This is a genomic window from Pseudoxanthobacter soli DSM 19599, assembly GCF_900148505.1.
GTDB classification, from domain to species: Bacteria; Pseudomonadota; Alphaproteobacteria; order Rhizobiales; family Segnochrobactraceae; genus Pseudoxanthobacter; species Pseudoxanthobacter soli.
Window position 1 is genome coordinate 174,678 of the sequence record NZ_FRXO01000005.1, and the last position, 16,355, is coordinate 191,032.

12 protein-coding genes are annotated in these 16,355 nt (G+C 69.1%); 8 read left to right on the forward strand and 4 right to left on the reverse strand.

The annotated features are described in order from the left end of the window. Positions 1-374: 374 nt before the first annotated feature. Both cmk and aroA read right to left on the reverse strand, forming a co-directional pair. A complete protein-coding gene (cmk, locus tag BUF17_RS13595) occupies positions 375-1,001 on the reverse strand; it encodes a (d)CMP kinase (protein WP_073629557.1) in 627 nt (208 codons plus the stop codon). Beyond that, complete coding sequence (aroA, locus tag BUF17_RS13600) at positions 998-2,359, reverse strand: 3-phosphoshikimate 1-carboxyvinyltransferase (protein WP_175563699.1); 1,362 nt, start codon at positions 2,357-2,359, stop codon at positions 998-1,000. The genes cmk and aroA overlap by 4 nt, the downstream gene beginning before the upstream one ends. A 303-nt stretch (positions 2,360-2,662) precedes the next feature. Here aroA and BUF17_RS13605 point away from each other — a divergent pair, with 303 nt between their 5' ends. Beyond that, a complete protein-coding gene (locus BUF17_RS13605; protein WP_073629559.1) occupies positions 2,663-3,046 on the forward strand; it encodes a TIGR02300 family protein in 384 nt (127 codons plus the stop codon). 237 nt (positions 3,047-3,283) lie between these two features. Here BUF17_RS13605 and panC read toward each other — a convergent pair whose 3' ends face one another. Together panC and panB are read right to left on the reverse strand one after the other, a co-directional pair. Then, positions 3,284-4,126, reverse strand: coding sequence for a pantoate--beta-alanine ligase (gene panC, locus BUF17_RS13610; RefSeq protein ID WP_073629561.1), 843 nt, complete (start codon positions 4,124-4,126; stop codon positions 3,284-3,286). Between the two features lie 118 nt (positions 4,127-4,244). Further along, positions 4,245-5,078: a 3-methyl-2-oxobutanoate hydroxymethyltransferase gene (panB, locus tag BUF17_RS13615; RefSeq protein WP_073629563.1), complete on the reverse strand. Its 834-nt coding sequence runs from the start codon at positions 5,076-5,078 to the stop codon at positions 4,245-4,247. A gap of 376 nt (positions 5,079-5,454) precedes the next feature. On the opposite strand from panB, the gene BUF17_RS13620 reads away from it, so the two are divergent. The 7 genes from BUF17_RS13620 (at position 5,455) to clpB (ending at position 16,346) form a co-directional block, all read left to right on the forward strand. Continuing rightward, complete coding sequence (locus BUF17_RS13620) at positions 5,455-5,847, forward strand: DUF805 domain-containing protein (RefSeq protein ID WP_073629565.1); 393 nt, start codon at positions 5,455-5,457, stop codon at positions 5,845-5,847. A gap of 239 nt (positions 5,848-6,086) precedes the next feature. Further along, positions 6,087-7,340 carry an aspartate kinase gene (locus tag BUF17_RS13625; protein ID WP_073629567.1) on the forward strand — a complete coding sequence of 418 codons (1,254 nt, stop codon included), beginning with the start codon at positions 6,087-6,089 and terminating at the stop codon, positions 7,338-7,340. 186 nt (positions 7,341-7,526) lie between these two features. Next, positions 7,527-9,791: a phosphoenolpyruvate--protein phosphotransferase gene (gene ptsP / locus BUF17_RS13630; protein WP_073629569.1), complete on the forward strand. Its 2,265-nt coding sequence runs from the start codon at positions 7,527-7,529 to the stop codon at positions 9,789-9,791. Continuing rightward, complete coding sequence (gene prfA / locus BUF17_RS13635) at positions 9,788-10,852, forward strand: peptide chain release factor 1 (RefSeq protein ID WP_073629571.1); 1,065 nt, start codon at positions 9,788-9,790, stop codon at positions 10,850-10,852. Before ptsP ends, prfA begins: the two co-directional genes overlap by 4 nt. Positions 10,853-10,860: 8 nt before the next feature. Further along, positions 10,861-11,739: a peptide chain release factor N(5)-glutamine methyltransferase gene (gene prmC / locus BUF17_RS13640; RefSeq protein ID WP_073629573.1), complete on the forward strand. Its 879-nt coding sequence runs from the start codon at positions 10,861-10,863 to the stop codon at positions 11,737-11,739. A 686-nt stretch (positions 11,740-12,425) separates the two neighbouring features. Next, positions 12,426-13,466, forward strand: coding sequence for a DUF4167 domain-containing protein (locus BUF17_RS13645; RefSeq protein ID WP_073629575.1), 1,041 nt, complete (start codon positions 12,426-12,428; stop codon positions 13,464-13,466). 258 nt (positions 13,467-13,724) lie between these two features. Further along, positions 13,725-16,346 (forward strand): ATP-dependent chaperone ClpB, encoded by a 2,622-nt coding sequence (gene clpB / locus BUF17_RS13650; protein ID WP_073629577.1) that lies wholly within the window; start codon positions 13,725-13,727, stop codon positions 16,344-16,346. Positions 16,347-16,355: the final 9 nt, after the last annotated feature.

Consider the following 16,355-nt stretch of genomic DNA (forward strand, 5'->3'; position numbering starts at 1 on the left):
GCGGGCGGGGCCGCTGGCGGAGGCCGCCCGCAGGTTGACGGCGTTCCTTCTCCCGATCGGCTCGCCGCTCTCGCGCAGGCGCGCAAGAGTGGCCGGACCGCTGCTTTTCACCGATTATCCAGGGAAACACCCGTGGGTCGGCTGCGGTTCTCAATGGCCGGATTGCAACGCTAGGTGCCCAATCTTGCGCCAGGCTGACTTCCTGGTGGGCAGGCTGTGCAATGAGCCCCGCACGAGCGAATTTGCGTTCCGCCGCGGCCGGAGGGCCGGTCGAAGGAGGTGCTGGCTAGCCGAAAGTCTTACAGAACCGGGAGATTTTCGCGCGACGCCACGGCCGACGTCAGTCGGTTTTGCCCCTTGGCAGGTGGGCAGAATTAGAGCCGGAGGGCGGCGTCCGTCAGGTCGAGGGCGCGCAGAAAAGCGGCATCCGCGTCGAGATTGGTTGTATCGAGCAGGATGGCATCCTCGGCGATCCGCAGCGGGGCGCTGGCCCTGTTGCTGTCGCGGGCGTCGCGGCGCTCGAGATCGGCGAGGATCGTCGCGTAGTCCGCATGAAGCCCGCGGCTCGCCATCTCCGCGGTCCGCCGACGTGCCCGTTCGGCGACCGTGGCGGTCACGAACAGCTTGGCGTCCGCGTTGGGAAACACCACGGTGCCGATATCGCGCCCGTCGAGGACGGCCCCCGGCCCGCCATGGCCGAAGCTGCGCTGGCGGTCGAGCAGCGCGGCCCGGACAGCCGGGATCGCGGCGACGCGGGAGGCGGCCTCGCCGACGTCGTGGCGGGAAAGGGCGGCGGCATCGAGGCGCGAGAGGTCGATGCTCTCCGCCGCGCCGACGGCCGCCGCGCTGTCGTCGAGCGGCAGGCCGGCCTCGATGAGGGCTGCGCCGACCGCGCGATAGAGCAGCCCGGTGTCGAGATGCGGCAGCCGGTAATGGGCGGCGAGCCGGCGGGCGAGCGTGCCCTTGCCGGAGGCCGCCGGCCCATCGATGGCGATGATCATCGGCGGGTGCCGGGCAGTTCGGCCTCGGAGAATACCGCGCCGAGGCTGGTCATGAGGCTGCGGAATTCGGGGAAGCTCGTCATGATCATCGTGGTGTCGTCGACCGTCACCGGCTTGTCGGCCGCCAGCCCCATCACCAGGAACGCCATGGCGATGCGGTGGTCGAGGTGGGTTTCTACCACGCCGCCGCCGATCGGCGCGGTCCGGCCGCGGATCGTCAGCCAGTCGGGACCGGCATGATGGTCGACGCCGTTCGCGACGAGGCCGGCGGCGACGGCCGCCAGCCGGTCGGATTCCTTCACGCGAAGCTCAGCGAGGCCCTCCATCACCGTCTCGCCCTCGGCAAAGGCGGCGGCGACGGAAAGCGCGGGATATTCGTCGATCATCGACGGCGCGCGGGAGGCCGGCACGGTCACGCCGCGCAGCCGGCTCGACCGCACGGTGATGTCGCCGACGGGTTCGCCGCCGGACAGACGGCGGTTGCTGATCGTGAGATCCGCGCCCATCTCGATCAGGGTGTCGAACAGCCCGGTCCGGGTCGGGTTCAGCATCACGTTGTCGATGGAGATCTCGGAACCCGGGATGATCAGGCTCGCGATGATCAGGAACGCGGCCGAGCTCGGGTCCGCGGGAACGGCGACATCCTGCGGCTTCAGTTCCACGGGGCCGTGGATGCGGATCACGCGGCCGCCGTTCTGGTCCGGCTCGACCTCGATCGCGGCGCCGAAGCCCTTCAGCATCCGCTCGGTATGGTCGCGGGTCGCCGTCGGCTCGAAGACCGTGGTGGTGCCCTGGGTGTTGAGCGCGGCGAGGAGGATGGCGGACTTGACCTGCGCCGAGGCGATCGGCAGCCGGTACTCGATCGGAATGGGCGTCTCCGCGCCGCGAATCGACAGGGGCAGCCGGTCGCCCGCGCGCGCCACGACTTCCGTGCCCATGCGCCGCAGGGGCCCGAGCACACGGCCCATGGGCCGGCGGGAAAGGGAAGCGTCGCCGACGGCGGTCACCGCGATCGGATGGGTGCCGACCATCCCGAGGCAAAGGCGGGCGCCGGTACCGGAATTGCCGAAATCGAGCGCGGCGGCCGGCTCCATCAGTCCCCCGACCCCGACGCCGTGGACGTGCCAGATGCCGTTTTCGTCGCGCTCGATGCGCGCGCCGAGGGCACGCATCGTTTCAGCCGTCGCCAGCACGTCGGCGCCTTCAAGCAGGCCGGAAATGGTCGTCTCGCCCACGGCGAGGGTGCCCAGCATCAGCGAGCGGTGCGAGATCGACTTGTCGCCGGGCACGCGGACATGTCCCCTGAGGGCGCTGGAGGCAGAAGCTGTCAGCGGGACGGGGGTGGATGAGTGGCTCATGGGATCGAAATTCCGGCGAACAGGCGACACGATACGGACAGAGATGCGCCGTCCTAACATGCCCGTATGGGCACGTCACGCCGTCGAGCGGCATCGCTCCCACCTCGCTCCTCCAGCGCCGCGTGCCGGGTGAGGCGCGAAAGCCCGCTTTCCGATTGCTTCTTCGGCTTTGACAGCGCCCCCTTGCGCATGTAAGGGAGCGCCGCTTACGACAACAGGTGGGCGGTTTTTGCCGTCCGGCGGGGCCGTACTCCGCCGCACCGACCAGACTATCCGACTGACCCAGACAGACGAGGCGCGATCGTGGCGAAAGCGGAACTCGGCACCAAGCGGCACTGCCCGAATTGCGGCACCCGCTATTACGATCTGAACCGCACGCCGATCCTGTGCCCGAAGTGCGGGACCGTGTTCGACGTCGGTTCTGCCGTCCGTCCCGAGAAGGTCGCCAAGATGGCCGCCGTCGTCGCGGACGATCCCGAGGTCGAGGACGAGGTCGTCGACGTCGAGCTGGTGTCGCTCGAGGACGCCGACGCCGAGACCGCAGGTGTCGAGGACGTGCCGGACATCGAGGACGAGCAGATCGAGGACATCGGCGCCGAAGAGGACACGTTCCTCGAAGAAGACGACGACGAGGGCGACGACATGACCGACATCATCGGCGATGTCGAGGACGAGGAAGAGCGCTGAGCCTCTTCATGACGATCCGGGCGGAGACCTGATCCGCCCGGCAAGACTTGAGACCGCCAAGGCTTGAGACCGCCAAGGCTTGAGGCCGTCAAGGCTTGAGATCAGCAAGATCTTGAGATTTGGACGCGGCGCGGTCGTTCCGGACTGCGCCGAGGCGCCCCCGCCGGCGGCGCCACCCGGTTTGCAGCCTGCGCCGCCAGTGCGCAGGCCCTGTCCGGGCCGTCGGGTCCCTTCCGGTCAGATTTCCACATTGTCGATGAGGCGGGTCGCGCCGAGCCGGGCAGCGGCGAGCGCCACAAGGCATTCCGGCGTGCCGATCTCGTCCTGCGACGGCGGCAGCAGGTCGAAGCGGCGGCGGACGGTGACGTAGTCGACCGCCCAGCCGCGTGCGGCGATCCCGGCGACCGCTTCCGCCTCGATCGCGGGGATATCCCGGCCGCCCGCACGGATCTGCCGGGCGATGCGGTCGAGTGCCGCGGCGAGCGCCGGCGCTTCGCTCCGCTCCTCGGGCCTCAGAAATCCGTTGCGCGACGAGAGGGCGAGGCCGTCGCCGGCCCTGGCGGTATCGGCGCCGACGATCTCGATCGGCATGGCGAGCTGCTGCACCATGCGACGGATCACCATCAGCTGCTGGTAGTCCTTCTTGCCGAACACGGCGACGCGCGGCTGGACGAGCCCGAAGAGCTTGGCGACGACCGTGGCGACGCCGGTGAAGAAGCCCGGCCGGAATGCGCCCTCCAGGATGTCGGCCAGCGCCGGATCGGGCACCACCTTGAAGCTCTGCGGCTCCGGATACATCTCGCGCTCGTCGGGCGCGAACACCAGCACGTCCGGGCTGACGCTCGCGAGCTTGGCGGCGTCGTCGGCGAGGGTGCGGGGATAACGGTCGAAGTCCTCGTGCGGCAGGAACTGGAGGCGGTTGACGAAGATGCTCACCACCACCGGGCCGCCGCGGCGCAGGCCCTCGCGCACGAGCGAGAGATGGCCTTCGTGCAGGTTGCCCATGGTGGGGACAAAGACCGTCGCGCGCGCGCCCTCGAGCGCGCGGCGAAGGTCGGCGGCCGTGTGGACGATCTCCATGGCGGAGGAACCCGTGGTCTGGTGCTGCTGTGCTGGATGACGGGCCGGCCGCGCCGCCTCCCGCGATCGCGATGAGGCGCCGGCGTGGTGACGCCGCACTGGCCGCGGCCGGCGGAAGTCAGGTTCGGGCGGGCTTCCGGACGGCGAAGGTGTGCTCGGCGCCGGGGAAGCGCCGCGCGCGGACATCTGCCGCATAACTCGCCGCCGCCGCGCCGATCTCGGTGCCGAGATCCGCGTAACGCTTGACGAAACGGGGCGTGAAATCGGCGAAGGTGCCGAGGATATCGTCGATCACCAGCACCTGGCCGTCGCAGGCGACGGAGGCGCCGATGCCGATGGTCGGGACCGGGACGAGTTCGGTGATGCGGCGGGCGAGGGGCTCGACGACCGCCTCCACCACCATGGCGAAGGCGCCGGCTTCCGCCACCGCGACCGCGTCGGCGGTGATCTTCTCCTGCTCGGCATTGGAGCGGCCGCGGGCGCGGAAGCCGCCGAGATGGTTGACCGCCTGCGGCGTGAGGCCGACGTGGCCCATGACGGGGATACCGCGGTCGACGAGGAAGCGGATCGTCTCCGCCATCTCGATGCCGCCTTCGAGCTTCACCGCCGAGCATCCGGTTTCAGCCATGATGCGCGCAGCGGTGCGGAATGCTTGCTCCGGGCTCTCCTGATAAGCGCCGAATGGCAGGTCGATGACCACGCATGCGCGCCTGGAGCCCCGCATGACCGCCGAACCGTGAGCGATCATCATCTCGGGCGTGACGGCGAGGGTGCTCGGCAGGCCGTAGACCACCATCCCGAGGCTGTCGCCGACCAGCAGCATGTCGACATGGTCGTCGAGGAAACCGGCGATGGGCGCGGTATAGGCCGTCAGCATCACCACCGGTTCGCCACCCTTGCGTGCGGTGATGTCGGGCACGGTGATCCGGCGGCTTTCGCCTGTTGCGCTCATTGCCAACACTCCTCCCGCCGGCTTCCCGCTGCGGACGGTCGCGGGGGATGCGGATCGTTTGCGTGTCACGCGCCGACAAGGGTTGATTTATCCCCGCTCGCAGCCGCGTTCAACATGCTGCGGCGCATAATCGCCCGGCGGCGCCGCGCGGCGGGTCGCGGCCTCAGGGTGAAACCATCGTGACCGGCGCCATTGCCGGTTGGCAAAGCCGCGGGCAGGCATTAGAGCATATGCCGTCCGGACCCCGCGGGTCCAAACGGCGGGAACATGCTCAAGCGTTTGAATCCTGAGCGCTTTCCCGTCGATCAGATGATTGCATCCGATGGATGCGCGCTTCGGGCGAGGCGCGGGCCGTCGGTGATGTCCGAGGGCCGCGATGGCGCACCCACCCACCAACGCGAGCCGTGAAACCTCCATCCTCTGGCTGCTGTTCTCGTTCGACGGCCGCATCGGCCGCGAGCCGTTCTTTCTCGGCTTCGTGCTGATCACGCTGGTCGAGGTCGTGCTCATGAGCCCGATGCGCGGCGAGATCCAGGAGCTCATCGCGCAGCCGAACCTGCCGTTCCTCGTGATCATCGGCATCGCGCTCTGGACGGAGTTCGCGCTCGCCGTGAAGCGGCTGCACGATCGCGGCTACAGCGCGCTGTTCTCGCTGATCCTGTTCATCCCGTTCGTGAACTTCATCTTCTTCTTCCTCGTGCTCGCCCTGGTGCCCGGCGATGCCGGGCCGAACCGCTACGGCCCCTCGGCCAACAGCCGCCCGCGCTGACCCGCGCCGTCGGCTCCGCGCTCCGCGAAGGCGGACCGGACCGGCCGGTTCCGGGCAAAAAGGGGGCCGCCTTGCGGGGCGGCTTTGTTTCCTGTAACACCCCCGCCGGTTCCGGCTTCCAGGCCGTTGAACAGTTCAAAATCGATCGCCACCTGTCGCCGCGGTCTCATCGGCCCGCGGACCGACGCGCCCGGAGGCCGCCCGCGCGGCCTCGCCCGCCCGAAGAAGAGCCCTCCACGATGGCCCGCCTTGTGATGAAGTTCGGCGGCACCTCCGTCGCCAACCTGGACCGAATCCGCAACGTCGCCCGCCACGTCAAACGCGAGGTCGATGCGGGCCATCAGGTTGCCGTGGTCGTTTCCGCGATGTCGGGCGAGACCAACAAGCTCGTGGGCCTCTGCCGCGAGGCGAGCCCGCTGCACGACGCGCGCGAGTACGATGCGGTGGTCTCCTCCGGCGAACAGGTGACGTCGGGCCTGCTTGCAATCGTGCTGCAGTCGATCGGCGTCGACGCGCGCTCGTGGCAGGGCTGGCAGATCCCGCTCAAGACCGACGGCGCCCACGGCGCCGCGCGCATCATGGGCATCGACGGTGCGTTCCTGACCCAGCGGATCGACGGCGGCCAGGTCGCGGTCATCGCCGGCTTCCAGGGTATCGCGCCCGACAACCGCATCTCGACCCTCGGCCGCGGCGGCTCCGACACCAGCGCGGTCGCCATCGCCGCCGCCATCAAGGCCGACCGCTGCGACATCTACACCGATGTCGACGGCGTCTACACCACCGATCCGCGCATCGTGCCGAAGGCCCGTCGCCTCGACCGCGTTTCCTACGAGGAAATGCTGGAGATGGCCTCCCTCGGCGCCAAGGTGCTCCAGGTCCGTTCCGTGGAACTCGCCATGGTGGAACGGGTCCGTACCTTCGTGCGGTCGAGCTTCGACGATCCCGACGCGCCGCAGATCGGCGCCCACGGTCTTCCACCCGGCACCCTCATCTGCGACGAGGACGAAATCATGGAACACGAGGTCGTCACCGGCATCGCCTATTCCAAGGACGAGGCCCAGATCTCGCTGCGCGGCGTGGCCGACAAGCCGGGCGTGGCCGCGGCGGTGTTCGTGCCGCTGGCCGAGGCGAACATCAATGTCGACATGATCGTCCAGAACGTCACCGGCGACGGCTCGACGACGGACATCACCTTCACGGTGCCGGCGACCGACTACGATCGCGCCCGCGCCGTGCTCGCGGCTGCCACCGACCAGATCGGCGCCCACGAGATTCTGGGCTCCACCGATGTTGTGAAGGTGTCGGTGATCGGCATCGGTATGCGCACCCACGCAGGCGTCGCCGCCGCCTGCTTCAAGGGGCTGTCCTCCAAGGGCATCAACATCCGCGCGATCTCGACTTCGGAGATCAAGATCTCCGTGCTGATCGATGCGGCCTACACCGAGCTTGCGGTCCGGACTTTGCATTCGCTATACGGACTCGACGCGGCCTGACGCCGCCGTCGTCCATCGCCGGCGCAACCGGTGCGCGCGGACCGCGCGGCCGTCGTCCTGCCGGAAACCCGGCCTCGGCCGGGCCAGGACACGCGGCGCGGCCGCTGCCGGACGCAGGTTCGCCCGGCGGACGATGACTGAACCCGACCGGCCCCGTCCGGTCGCAGCCTGGAGACGTCGGGCGCGATGCGGTCTCCTTCCGCCGGTCCAAGATTGTTGCTGCGCCGCCTGCGCGAGGTGATGGCCGAGCCCATCGCCGCGCAGGAACGGCTCGACAAGATCGTCGTCCTGATCGCGGCCAACATGGTGGCCGAGGTCTGCTCGGTCTATCTGCTGCGCGCCGACGGCGTGCTCGAGCTGTTCTCCACCGAAGGCCTGAACCGCGCGGCCGTGCATCACACCGGCCTCAAGGTCGGCGAGGGTCTCGTCGGCCTCATCGCCGCGAGCGCGCAGCCGCTGAACCTCGCCGACGCCCAGTCCCACCCCGCCTTCGCCTACAAGCCGGAGACGGGCGAGGAAATCTACAATTCCTTCCTCGGCGTGCCGATCCTGCGGGCGGGGCGGATGCTCGGCGTGCTCGTGGTGCAGAATCAGGCCCACCGCACCTATTCCGACGAGGAGATCGAGGCGCTCCAGACCACCTCCATGGTCATCGCCGAGATGGTGGCGGCGGGAGAGATCGAACTCGCGCCCAAGCAGGGCAGCGGCCTCGACCTGCGCCGCCCGATGCACCTCACCGGCCTCGCGCTCGCCGACGGCGTCGGGCTCGGCCACGTGGTGCTGCACGAGCCGCGCGTCGTGGTCACGAACCTCATCGCGGAGGATGCCGGCCACGAACTTGCGCGGCTCCACCTCGCGCTCGAACGGCTGCGGCTTTCGCTCGACGACATGCTGGAGCGGCGCGAGGTCGCCCGCGACGGCGAGCACCGCGACGTGCTCGAGGCCTATGCCATGTTCGCGCGCGACCGCGGCTGGGCGCGCAAGATGGAAGAGGCGATCCGCAACGGCCTGACGGCCGAGGCGGCGGCCGAAAAGGTGCAGTCCGATACCCGCGCGCAGATGCTGCGCTCGACCGACCCCTATCTGCGGGAGCGGCTGCACGATCTCGACGACCTCGCCAACCGGCTGATGCGCGAACTCGTCGGCCGCGCCGGCGAACAGTTCGCCACGCTGCCGCGAGACGCGGTGCTCGTCGCGCGCAACATGGGCGCGGCCGAACTGCTCGACTACGAGCGCGACCGCCTGCGCGGGCTGGTACTCGAAGAAGGCAACCCGACGAGCCACATCACCATCGTCGCCAAGGCGCTCGGCATTCCGGTCGTGGGGCAGGTCGCCACGGTGGTATCGCTCGCCGAGGCCGGCGACGCGATCATCGTCGACGGCGAAAGCGGCGACGTGCACCTGCGGCCGCCGCCGGACATCGAGAACGCCTTCGCCGACCGCGTGCGGTTCCGGGCCCGCCGCCAGGCCGGCTACCGCCGGCTGCGCAACAAGCCGTCGGTGACCAAGGACGGCACGGCCATCGCGCTGCACCTCAATGCGGGCCTTCTGGTGGACATGCCGCAGCTGGAGGAATCCGGCGCGGCGGGCGTCGGGCTGTTCCGCACCGAACTCCTGTTCATGGTCGCGGCGCGGCTGCCGCGGGTCTCCGAGCAGGAAGAGCTCTACCGCCAGGTATTGGAGGCGGTGGGCGACCGGCCGATCAATTTCCGCTCGCTCGATATCGGCGGCGACAAGCTGCTGCCGTACCTGCGCTCGGTGGAGGAGGAGAACCCCGCCCTCGGCTGGCGCGCGATCCGGCTCGGGCTCGACCGACCGGCGCTGCTGCGCACCCAGATCCGGGCGCTGCTGAAGGCCGCCGCAGGCCGCGAACTGCGGCTGATGTTCCCCATGGTCACCATGGTGAAGGAATATCGCGCCGCGCGCGCGCTGGTGGACCGCGAGATCCGCCACCTGCGACGCCACGGCCACCCGATCGCGGAAACGCTGCGCTACGGCGTGATGATCGAGGTGCCGTCGCTGCTGTTCGAACTCGACGAACTGCTGGAAGAGGTCGATTTCGTTTCCGTCGGCTCCAACGACCTGTTCCAGTTCATGACCGCGACGGACCGCGGCAACACCCGGGTTTCGAGCCGCTACGATCCCGTTTCCGTGCCGTTCCTCAGGGCGCTGCGGCTGATCGTGGAGAAGGCGGAGGCGCTGCACGTTCCCGTCTCGCTCTGCGGCGAGATGGCCGGCCAGCCGCTGACGGCGATGGTGCTGATCGCGCTCGGTTTCCGCACGATCTCGATGCCGCCGGCCTCGATCGGCCCGGTGAAGGAGATGGTGCGCAGCCTCGATCTCGGCCGGCTCAGGGCCCGCCTGCTGCCCCGGCTGGAGCCGGGCTGCTGGAGCGGCGACCTGCGCGCGTTCCTCAAGGCCTATGCCGAGGAAAACGGGATTCCGGTATGACCATCTCCCCCGAGAAGCTCGACGCCCTGTCGGCGCGCTTCGCCATCATCGAGGACCGGCTCGGATCCGGCCCCGATGCCGAGACCCTGGTGAAGCTGTCGCGGGAATATGCCGAGCTGTCGCCGGTGGTGAACGCCATCGCCGCGCTGCGCCGGGCGGAACAGGAACTCGCCGATCTCGAGGCGCTGGCCGACGATCCGGAGATGACCGGCCTCGTCAATGCCGAGCGGCCCGTGCTGCAGGACGAGGTCGAGCGGCTGACCCACGAGATCCGCCTCGCGCTGATTCCGAAGGACGAGGCCGACGCCAAGAGCGCCATCCTCGAAGTGCGCGCCGGTACCGGCGGTGACGAGGCCGCGCTGTTCGCCGGCGACCTGTTCCGCATGTACACCCGCTATGCCGAGGCGCGGGGCTGGACCGTGGAGCCGGTGTCGTCGAGCGAGGGCGAGGCGGGCGGTTACAAGGAAGTGATCGCGGAGGTGCGCGGCGTCGGCGTGTTCGCGAGGCTCAAGTTCGAGTCCGGCGTGCACCGCGTCCAGCGCGTTCCGGCGACCGAATCGAGCGGGCGCATACACACCTCGGCGGCGACCGTGGCGGTGCTGCCGGAGGCGGAAGACGTCGATATCGACCTCGATCCGTCGGAACTGCGGGTCGATCTCTACCGCTCGTCGGGAGCGGGCGGCCAGCACGTCAACACCACCGATTCGGCGGTGCGGATCACCCATCTGCCGACCGGCATCATGGTGGCGGTGCAGGACGAGCGCTCGCAGCACAAGAACCGCGCGCGGGCGCTGATGCTGCTGCGGGCCAAGCTCTACGACGCCGAGCGCGAGCGACGCGATTCGGAGCGCTCCGCCGCCCGCCGCGGACAGGTCGGGTCCGGCGACCGTTCCGAGCGCATCCGCACCTACAATTTCCCGCAGGGCCGCGTGACCGACCACCGCATCAACCTGACGCTCTACAAGCTCGACCAGGTGATTTCCGGCGAGGCGCTCGACGAGATCATCGACGCGCTGACCGCCGAGCACCAGGCGGCGCTGCTCGCGGCCGAAGAGGCCTGAGGCGGCCGATGCCGGACGCGGCGGACAGCGGCACACGCATCGCGGACCTTCTGATCCGCACACGCGCGGCCTTCCGTGCCGCCGGCCTGCCGACCGCCGATCTCGATGCGCGGCTTCTGGTGTCCGAGGCGTTCGGGTTGTCGTCGACGGCCGTGGTGATCGAGGGCGACCGGGCGGCGACCGCCGACGGCCAGACCCGGCTCGCGGATTTCACGCGCCGCCGCCTTGACGGCGAGCCGGTCGGCCGCCTTCTCGGCCGGCGCGAGTTCTGGGGCATCCCGTTCGCGCTCGCCCCCGACACGCTGGAGCCGCGGCCCGATACCGAGACTGTGGTGGAGGCGGCGCTCGCGGCCTTTCCGCATCGCGACGCGCCGCTGCGTTTCGCCGATCTCGGCACCGGAACCGGGGCGATCGCCGTCGCGATCCTCTCGGAGCGGCCGAACGCCGTCGCCGTCGGGCTCGATCTCGCGCCCGGCGCGGTGGCGGCGGCGGTGAAGAATGCGGTCTCCGCAGGCGTCGGCACCCGCTTTCTGGGGGTCGTCGGCGATTTTTCACGGCTTCCGGTGGCCGGTTTCGATTTCATTGTCTCGAATCCGCCCTATATTACGTCTAGTGATATGGCTTCACTTGATCGGGGCGTGCTCGAATACGATCCGGCATTGGCACTCGATGGCGGTCCGGACGGGCTCGTCGCCTACCGTGCGCTCATCCCCGCGGCGTTCGCCGCCCTCAAGCCGGAGGGACGGCTGATCGTGGAGATCGGCGCCGGGCAGGAGCGCGACGTCGCCGCATTGATGACGCGGGCGGGGTTCGAAGCGGTGTTCGCGCGGCGCGATCTGGCGGGGCTCGACCGCGTGATCGAAGGCCGGCGGACGACGGCAAGATGAGCCAAATGTTCAGGAAAATCGCCTGAAAATAGCCCTTGGAAATCAGCGCCGAAGCGGCTAACGTCCATTTCGCCGAAGCAAAGCGCTGGTGATTGCAGCCGAAGGGGGGCGACGATCACTGGGATGTGACGTCCGGCAATGGCTTTTGCCTGCCGCGCGGTTCACCCGGACAAGGCCGGAGACGATTTCTCTCCCGGTCGGTTCACGAACCGGTGGCGTTCGGACATCGTATCTGCAATCCAGTGCCTCGGTAATACAACGCCGTGCCGCCGGAACGCACCGTCCCAAGGAACGCACCTTCCCCAAGGGCTGGCGCGTGCTCCGGCAAATGCCGAGAGGCGCTGAATTTCATGGGCTGTCGTCGTTCTCCGCCTTGCGGGGGACGGGTCTTGGATATTCGCGTGGGGCTTGAACATCCGCCCTTGTGGCAGGGGAACCGAGGGGCGCGAACCGAGGGGCGCGATCTGGATTTCGGGCGTCGACACCGCCGGAAAGCAAGCCGGCCCGCATCGGTTCAGGATGCCGCCGGGTAAACGGGAAGCCATGACCAGGAATGCCGGAGGCCGCATGCGGCCGGCCGGTTGGGCGACGCGCCGCGCAGGCCTCTGGCCGTCTGCGGTGACGCCGGTGAACGGGCGAGGCCACGCGCGGCGTGGCGGGGCCCTTTCTTTTAGAGAAGCGATCGGATGAGACAGGGAAATCCCAACAAGCGCCTCCGTGGCAGGAATAACAACAATAACAATAATAATAACGGCAATAACAATCGGAAAGGCCCAAATCCGTTGACGAGGACTTATGAGTCCAATGGGCCGGATGTGAAGATTCGTGGCACTGCGCTGCACATCGCTGAAAAGTACATGCAGCTTGCGCGCGATGCCCAGTCTTCGGGCGACACGGTTACCGGCGAGAACTATCTTCAGCACGCCGAGCATTATTATCGCATCATCGCTGCGGCGAATGCGACCTCTCCTCATCCCGTGTTCGTGCGGGAGGACGATACCGCCGACGACGATTTCGACGGCGCGCGCCAGGAAGGCCGCTACCAGGACTCCAACAATCGCTACGACAACAACGTCCGCAGCGAGGGCAACCGCTTCGAGGGCCAGCGCCAGGACCGTCCCGAGCGCCAGGAGCGCCAGGACCGTCCCGAACGCCAGGACCGTTCGGAGCGTTCGGAGCGCCACGACAATCGCCAGGAAGGCGGCTATCGCCACGAGGGCGGCCGCAACGGCGATGCGCCCTACCAGCAGCGCCCGCGCCACCAGCGCTTCGAGCGCCCGGTGTTCAACAACGGCGACCCGACCCTGCCCCCCGGCCTCGGCCAGCAGCCCGATATCGCGCCCGAGCCGGTGAACGCCGCCCGCGCGCCCGCCGCCCCCGCCCCGAGCCCGGCTCCGGTTCCCGCTGCGGCTGACGAGGCGCAGCCGGCCGTTGCATCGTTCGAGGCGGAGGTGCCGCCCGTTTCCGCAGAAGCCGCGCCGGCCGAGCCGGCCCCGCGGGCGACCCGCGGCCGTGGCCGTCCGCCGCGCACGCCGCGTCCGGCCGCCGAGGCCGACGAGGAGATCGCGAGCGCTGCCCAGGTTCCGGACGCCGAAGCCGAGGCGGGTGACGAGGAGGGCGCCGCGCGCCCGCGCCGCCGGGTTCGCGGCAGCCGCGGCCGCGGCCGTCGCTCGGCCGAGGCCGCCGAGGCCGTGGGCGAGCCGTCGCTGCCGCTGGGCGGCGAGTAGGCCGCAACGCACCGGTCCAGCGACCGGACGCATCGAAATCGGGAAAGGCCGCGCCGGCTGGCGCGGCCTTTTTCATGTCCGGGCGGGCGCGTTGAAGCCGTGCGAAATATCCGCCGAACCCCCCTTCCGTGTCGTTCCTGCAACACCATATGAAACCCGGTGCCGGAGCCATCCGGTGCCGCGGAGGCCGTTTTGAGGCTCCGCAATCCGCGATGCCCGCCATGCCGCTAGGGTGGCCGGGGCGGAAAGGAGAGGGACATGAATTTCGAAACCTATACCGAACGCGCACGGGGCTTCATCCAGTCGGCGCAGACCGGCGCCCTCGGCCAGGGCCACCAGCAGTTCCTGCCCGAACACCTTCTGAAGGTGCTTCTGGATGACGAGGAGGGGCTGGCATCCGGTCTGATCCAGCGCGCGGGCGGCAATCCCGCCGAGGCGCGGGCCGCGCTCGAACGGGCGCTCGCCAAGGTGCCGAAGGTCGGCGGCTCGGGCGGCGGCCAGCTCTATCTCGCCGGACCGACGGCGAAGGTGTTCGAGGCGGCCGAACGGCTCGCCAAGAAGGCCGGCGATTCCTATGTCACGGTCGAACGGCTTCTCGTCGCGCTCGCGAGCGAGAAGGATGCCGAGACCTCCAAGATCCTGAGCGCCGCCGGCGCGACGCCCGCGAAGCTCGAGGCGGCGATCGCCGACCTGCGCAAGGGGCGCACCGCCGACACCGCGTCCGCCGAATCCCAGTACGACGCGCTGAAGAAATATGCCCGCGACCTGACCCAGACCGCGCGTGACGGCAAGCTCGACCCGGTCATCGGCCGCGACGAGGAAATCCGCCGCACCATCCAGGTGCTGTCGCGCCGCACGAAGAACAATCCGGTGCTGATCGGCGAGCCGGGCGTCGGCAAGACCGCCATCGCCGAAGGGCTGGCGCTGCGCATCGTCAACGGCGACGTGCCGGAAAGCCTCAAGGACAAGCGCCTGCTCGCGCTCGACATGGGCTCGCTCATCGCCGGCGCGAAATATCGCGGCGAGTTCGAGGAGAGACTGAAGGCGGTGCTGTCCGAGATCGAGGCGGCGGCCGGCGGCATCATCCTGTTCATCGACGAGATGCACACCCTCGTCGGCGCCGGCAAGTCCGATGGCGCGATGGATGCCTCCAACCTGCTGAAGCCGGCGCTCGCCCGCGGCGAACTGCACTGCATCGGCGCGACCACGCTCGACGAGTACCGCAAATATGTCGAGAAGGACGCGGCGCTCGCCCGCCGCTTCCAGCCGGTGTTCGTCTCTGAGCCGACGGTCGAGGACACCATCTCGATCCTGCGCGGCCTGAAGGAGAAGTACGAGCTGCACCACGGCGTCCGCATCACGGACTCGGCGCTGGTGGCGGCGGCGACGCTGTCGAACCGCTACATCGCCGACCGCTTCCTGCCGGACAAGGCCATCGACCTCGTCGACGAAGCCGCGTCGCGGCTCAGGATGCAGGTCGATTCCAAGCCCGAGGAGCTCGACGAGCTCGATCGCCGCATCATCCAGCTCAAGATCGAGCGCGAGGCGCTGCGCAAGGAGACGGACACCGCCTCCAAGGAGCGTCTCGACAAGCTCGAGAAGGAACTGGCCGATCTGGAGGAGCAGTCCGCGACCCTCACCGCGCGGTGGCGGGCGGAGAAGGACAAGCTCGGCCGTGCCCAGTCGATCAAGGCCGATCTCGATCAGGCCCGCAGCGACCTGGAAAAGGCCCAGCGCACCGGCGACCTCGCCAAGGCCGGCGAAATCGCCTATGGCCGCATTCCCGAGCTGGAGCGCGAGCTGAAGGCGCTGGAGGAGGCGAAGTCCGGCGCGATGGTCGAAGAGGCCGTGACGCCCGACGATGTCGCCGGCGTGGTGTCGCGCTGGACCGGCGTGCCCATCGAGAAGATGCTCGAAGGCGAGCGCGAGAAGCTGCTGCGCATGGAGGACGAACTCGCCAAGCGGGTCGTCGGCCAGGCGGAGGCGGTTCACGCGGTCTCCACCGCCGTGCGCCGCGCGCGGGCCGGACTGCAGGATCCGAACCGGCCGATCGGCTCGTTCATGTTCCTCGGCCCGACCGGCGTCGGCAAGACCGAGCTGACCAAGGCGCTCGCGGTCTACCTCTTCGACGAGGAAAGCGCGATGGTGCGCATCGATATGTCGGAATACATGGAGAAGCACTCCGTGTCCCGGCTGATCGGCGCCCCTCCGGGCTATGTCGGCTATGAGGAAGGCGGCGCGCTCACCGAAGCGGTGCGGCGCCGGCCCTATCAGGTCGTGCTGTTCGACGAGATCGAGAAGGCGCATCCGGACGTGTTCAACGTCCTCCTGCAGGTGCTCGACGACGGGCGGCTGACGGACGGGCAGGGACGGACGGTGGACTTCCGCAACACCATCATCGTGCTCACCTCGAATCTCGGCTCCGAGTTCCTGGCCAACCAGCCGGACGGCGAGGATGTGGACGCGGTGCGCGACATGGTGATGGCGACGGTGCGGGCGCACTTCCGGCCGGAGTTCCTGAACCGGCTCGACGACATCATCCTGTTCCACCGCCTGCGGCGGACCGAGATGGGGGCGATCGTGTCGATCCAGCTCAAGCGGCTGGAGAAACTCCTGGAGGACCGGCGGATCGTGCTCGATCTCGACCGCAGCGCGCTCGAATGGCTGGCGGAGAAGGGCTACGACCCGGTCTACGGCGCTCGGCCGCTGAAGCGCGTCATCCAGCGCGAGGTGCAGGATCCGCTCGCCGAGCGCATCCTGTCCGGCACCGTGCACGACGGCGAGCGGGTGAGCGTGACGGCGGGCAGCGACCGGCTGATCTTCGTTTCCGAGGCGATGCCCGACGAAGACGGCGAGGCTGAGCCAAGCGCCGCGGCCTGAGCCAAGCGC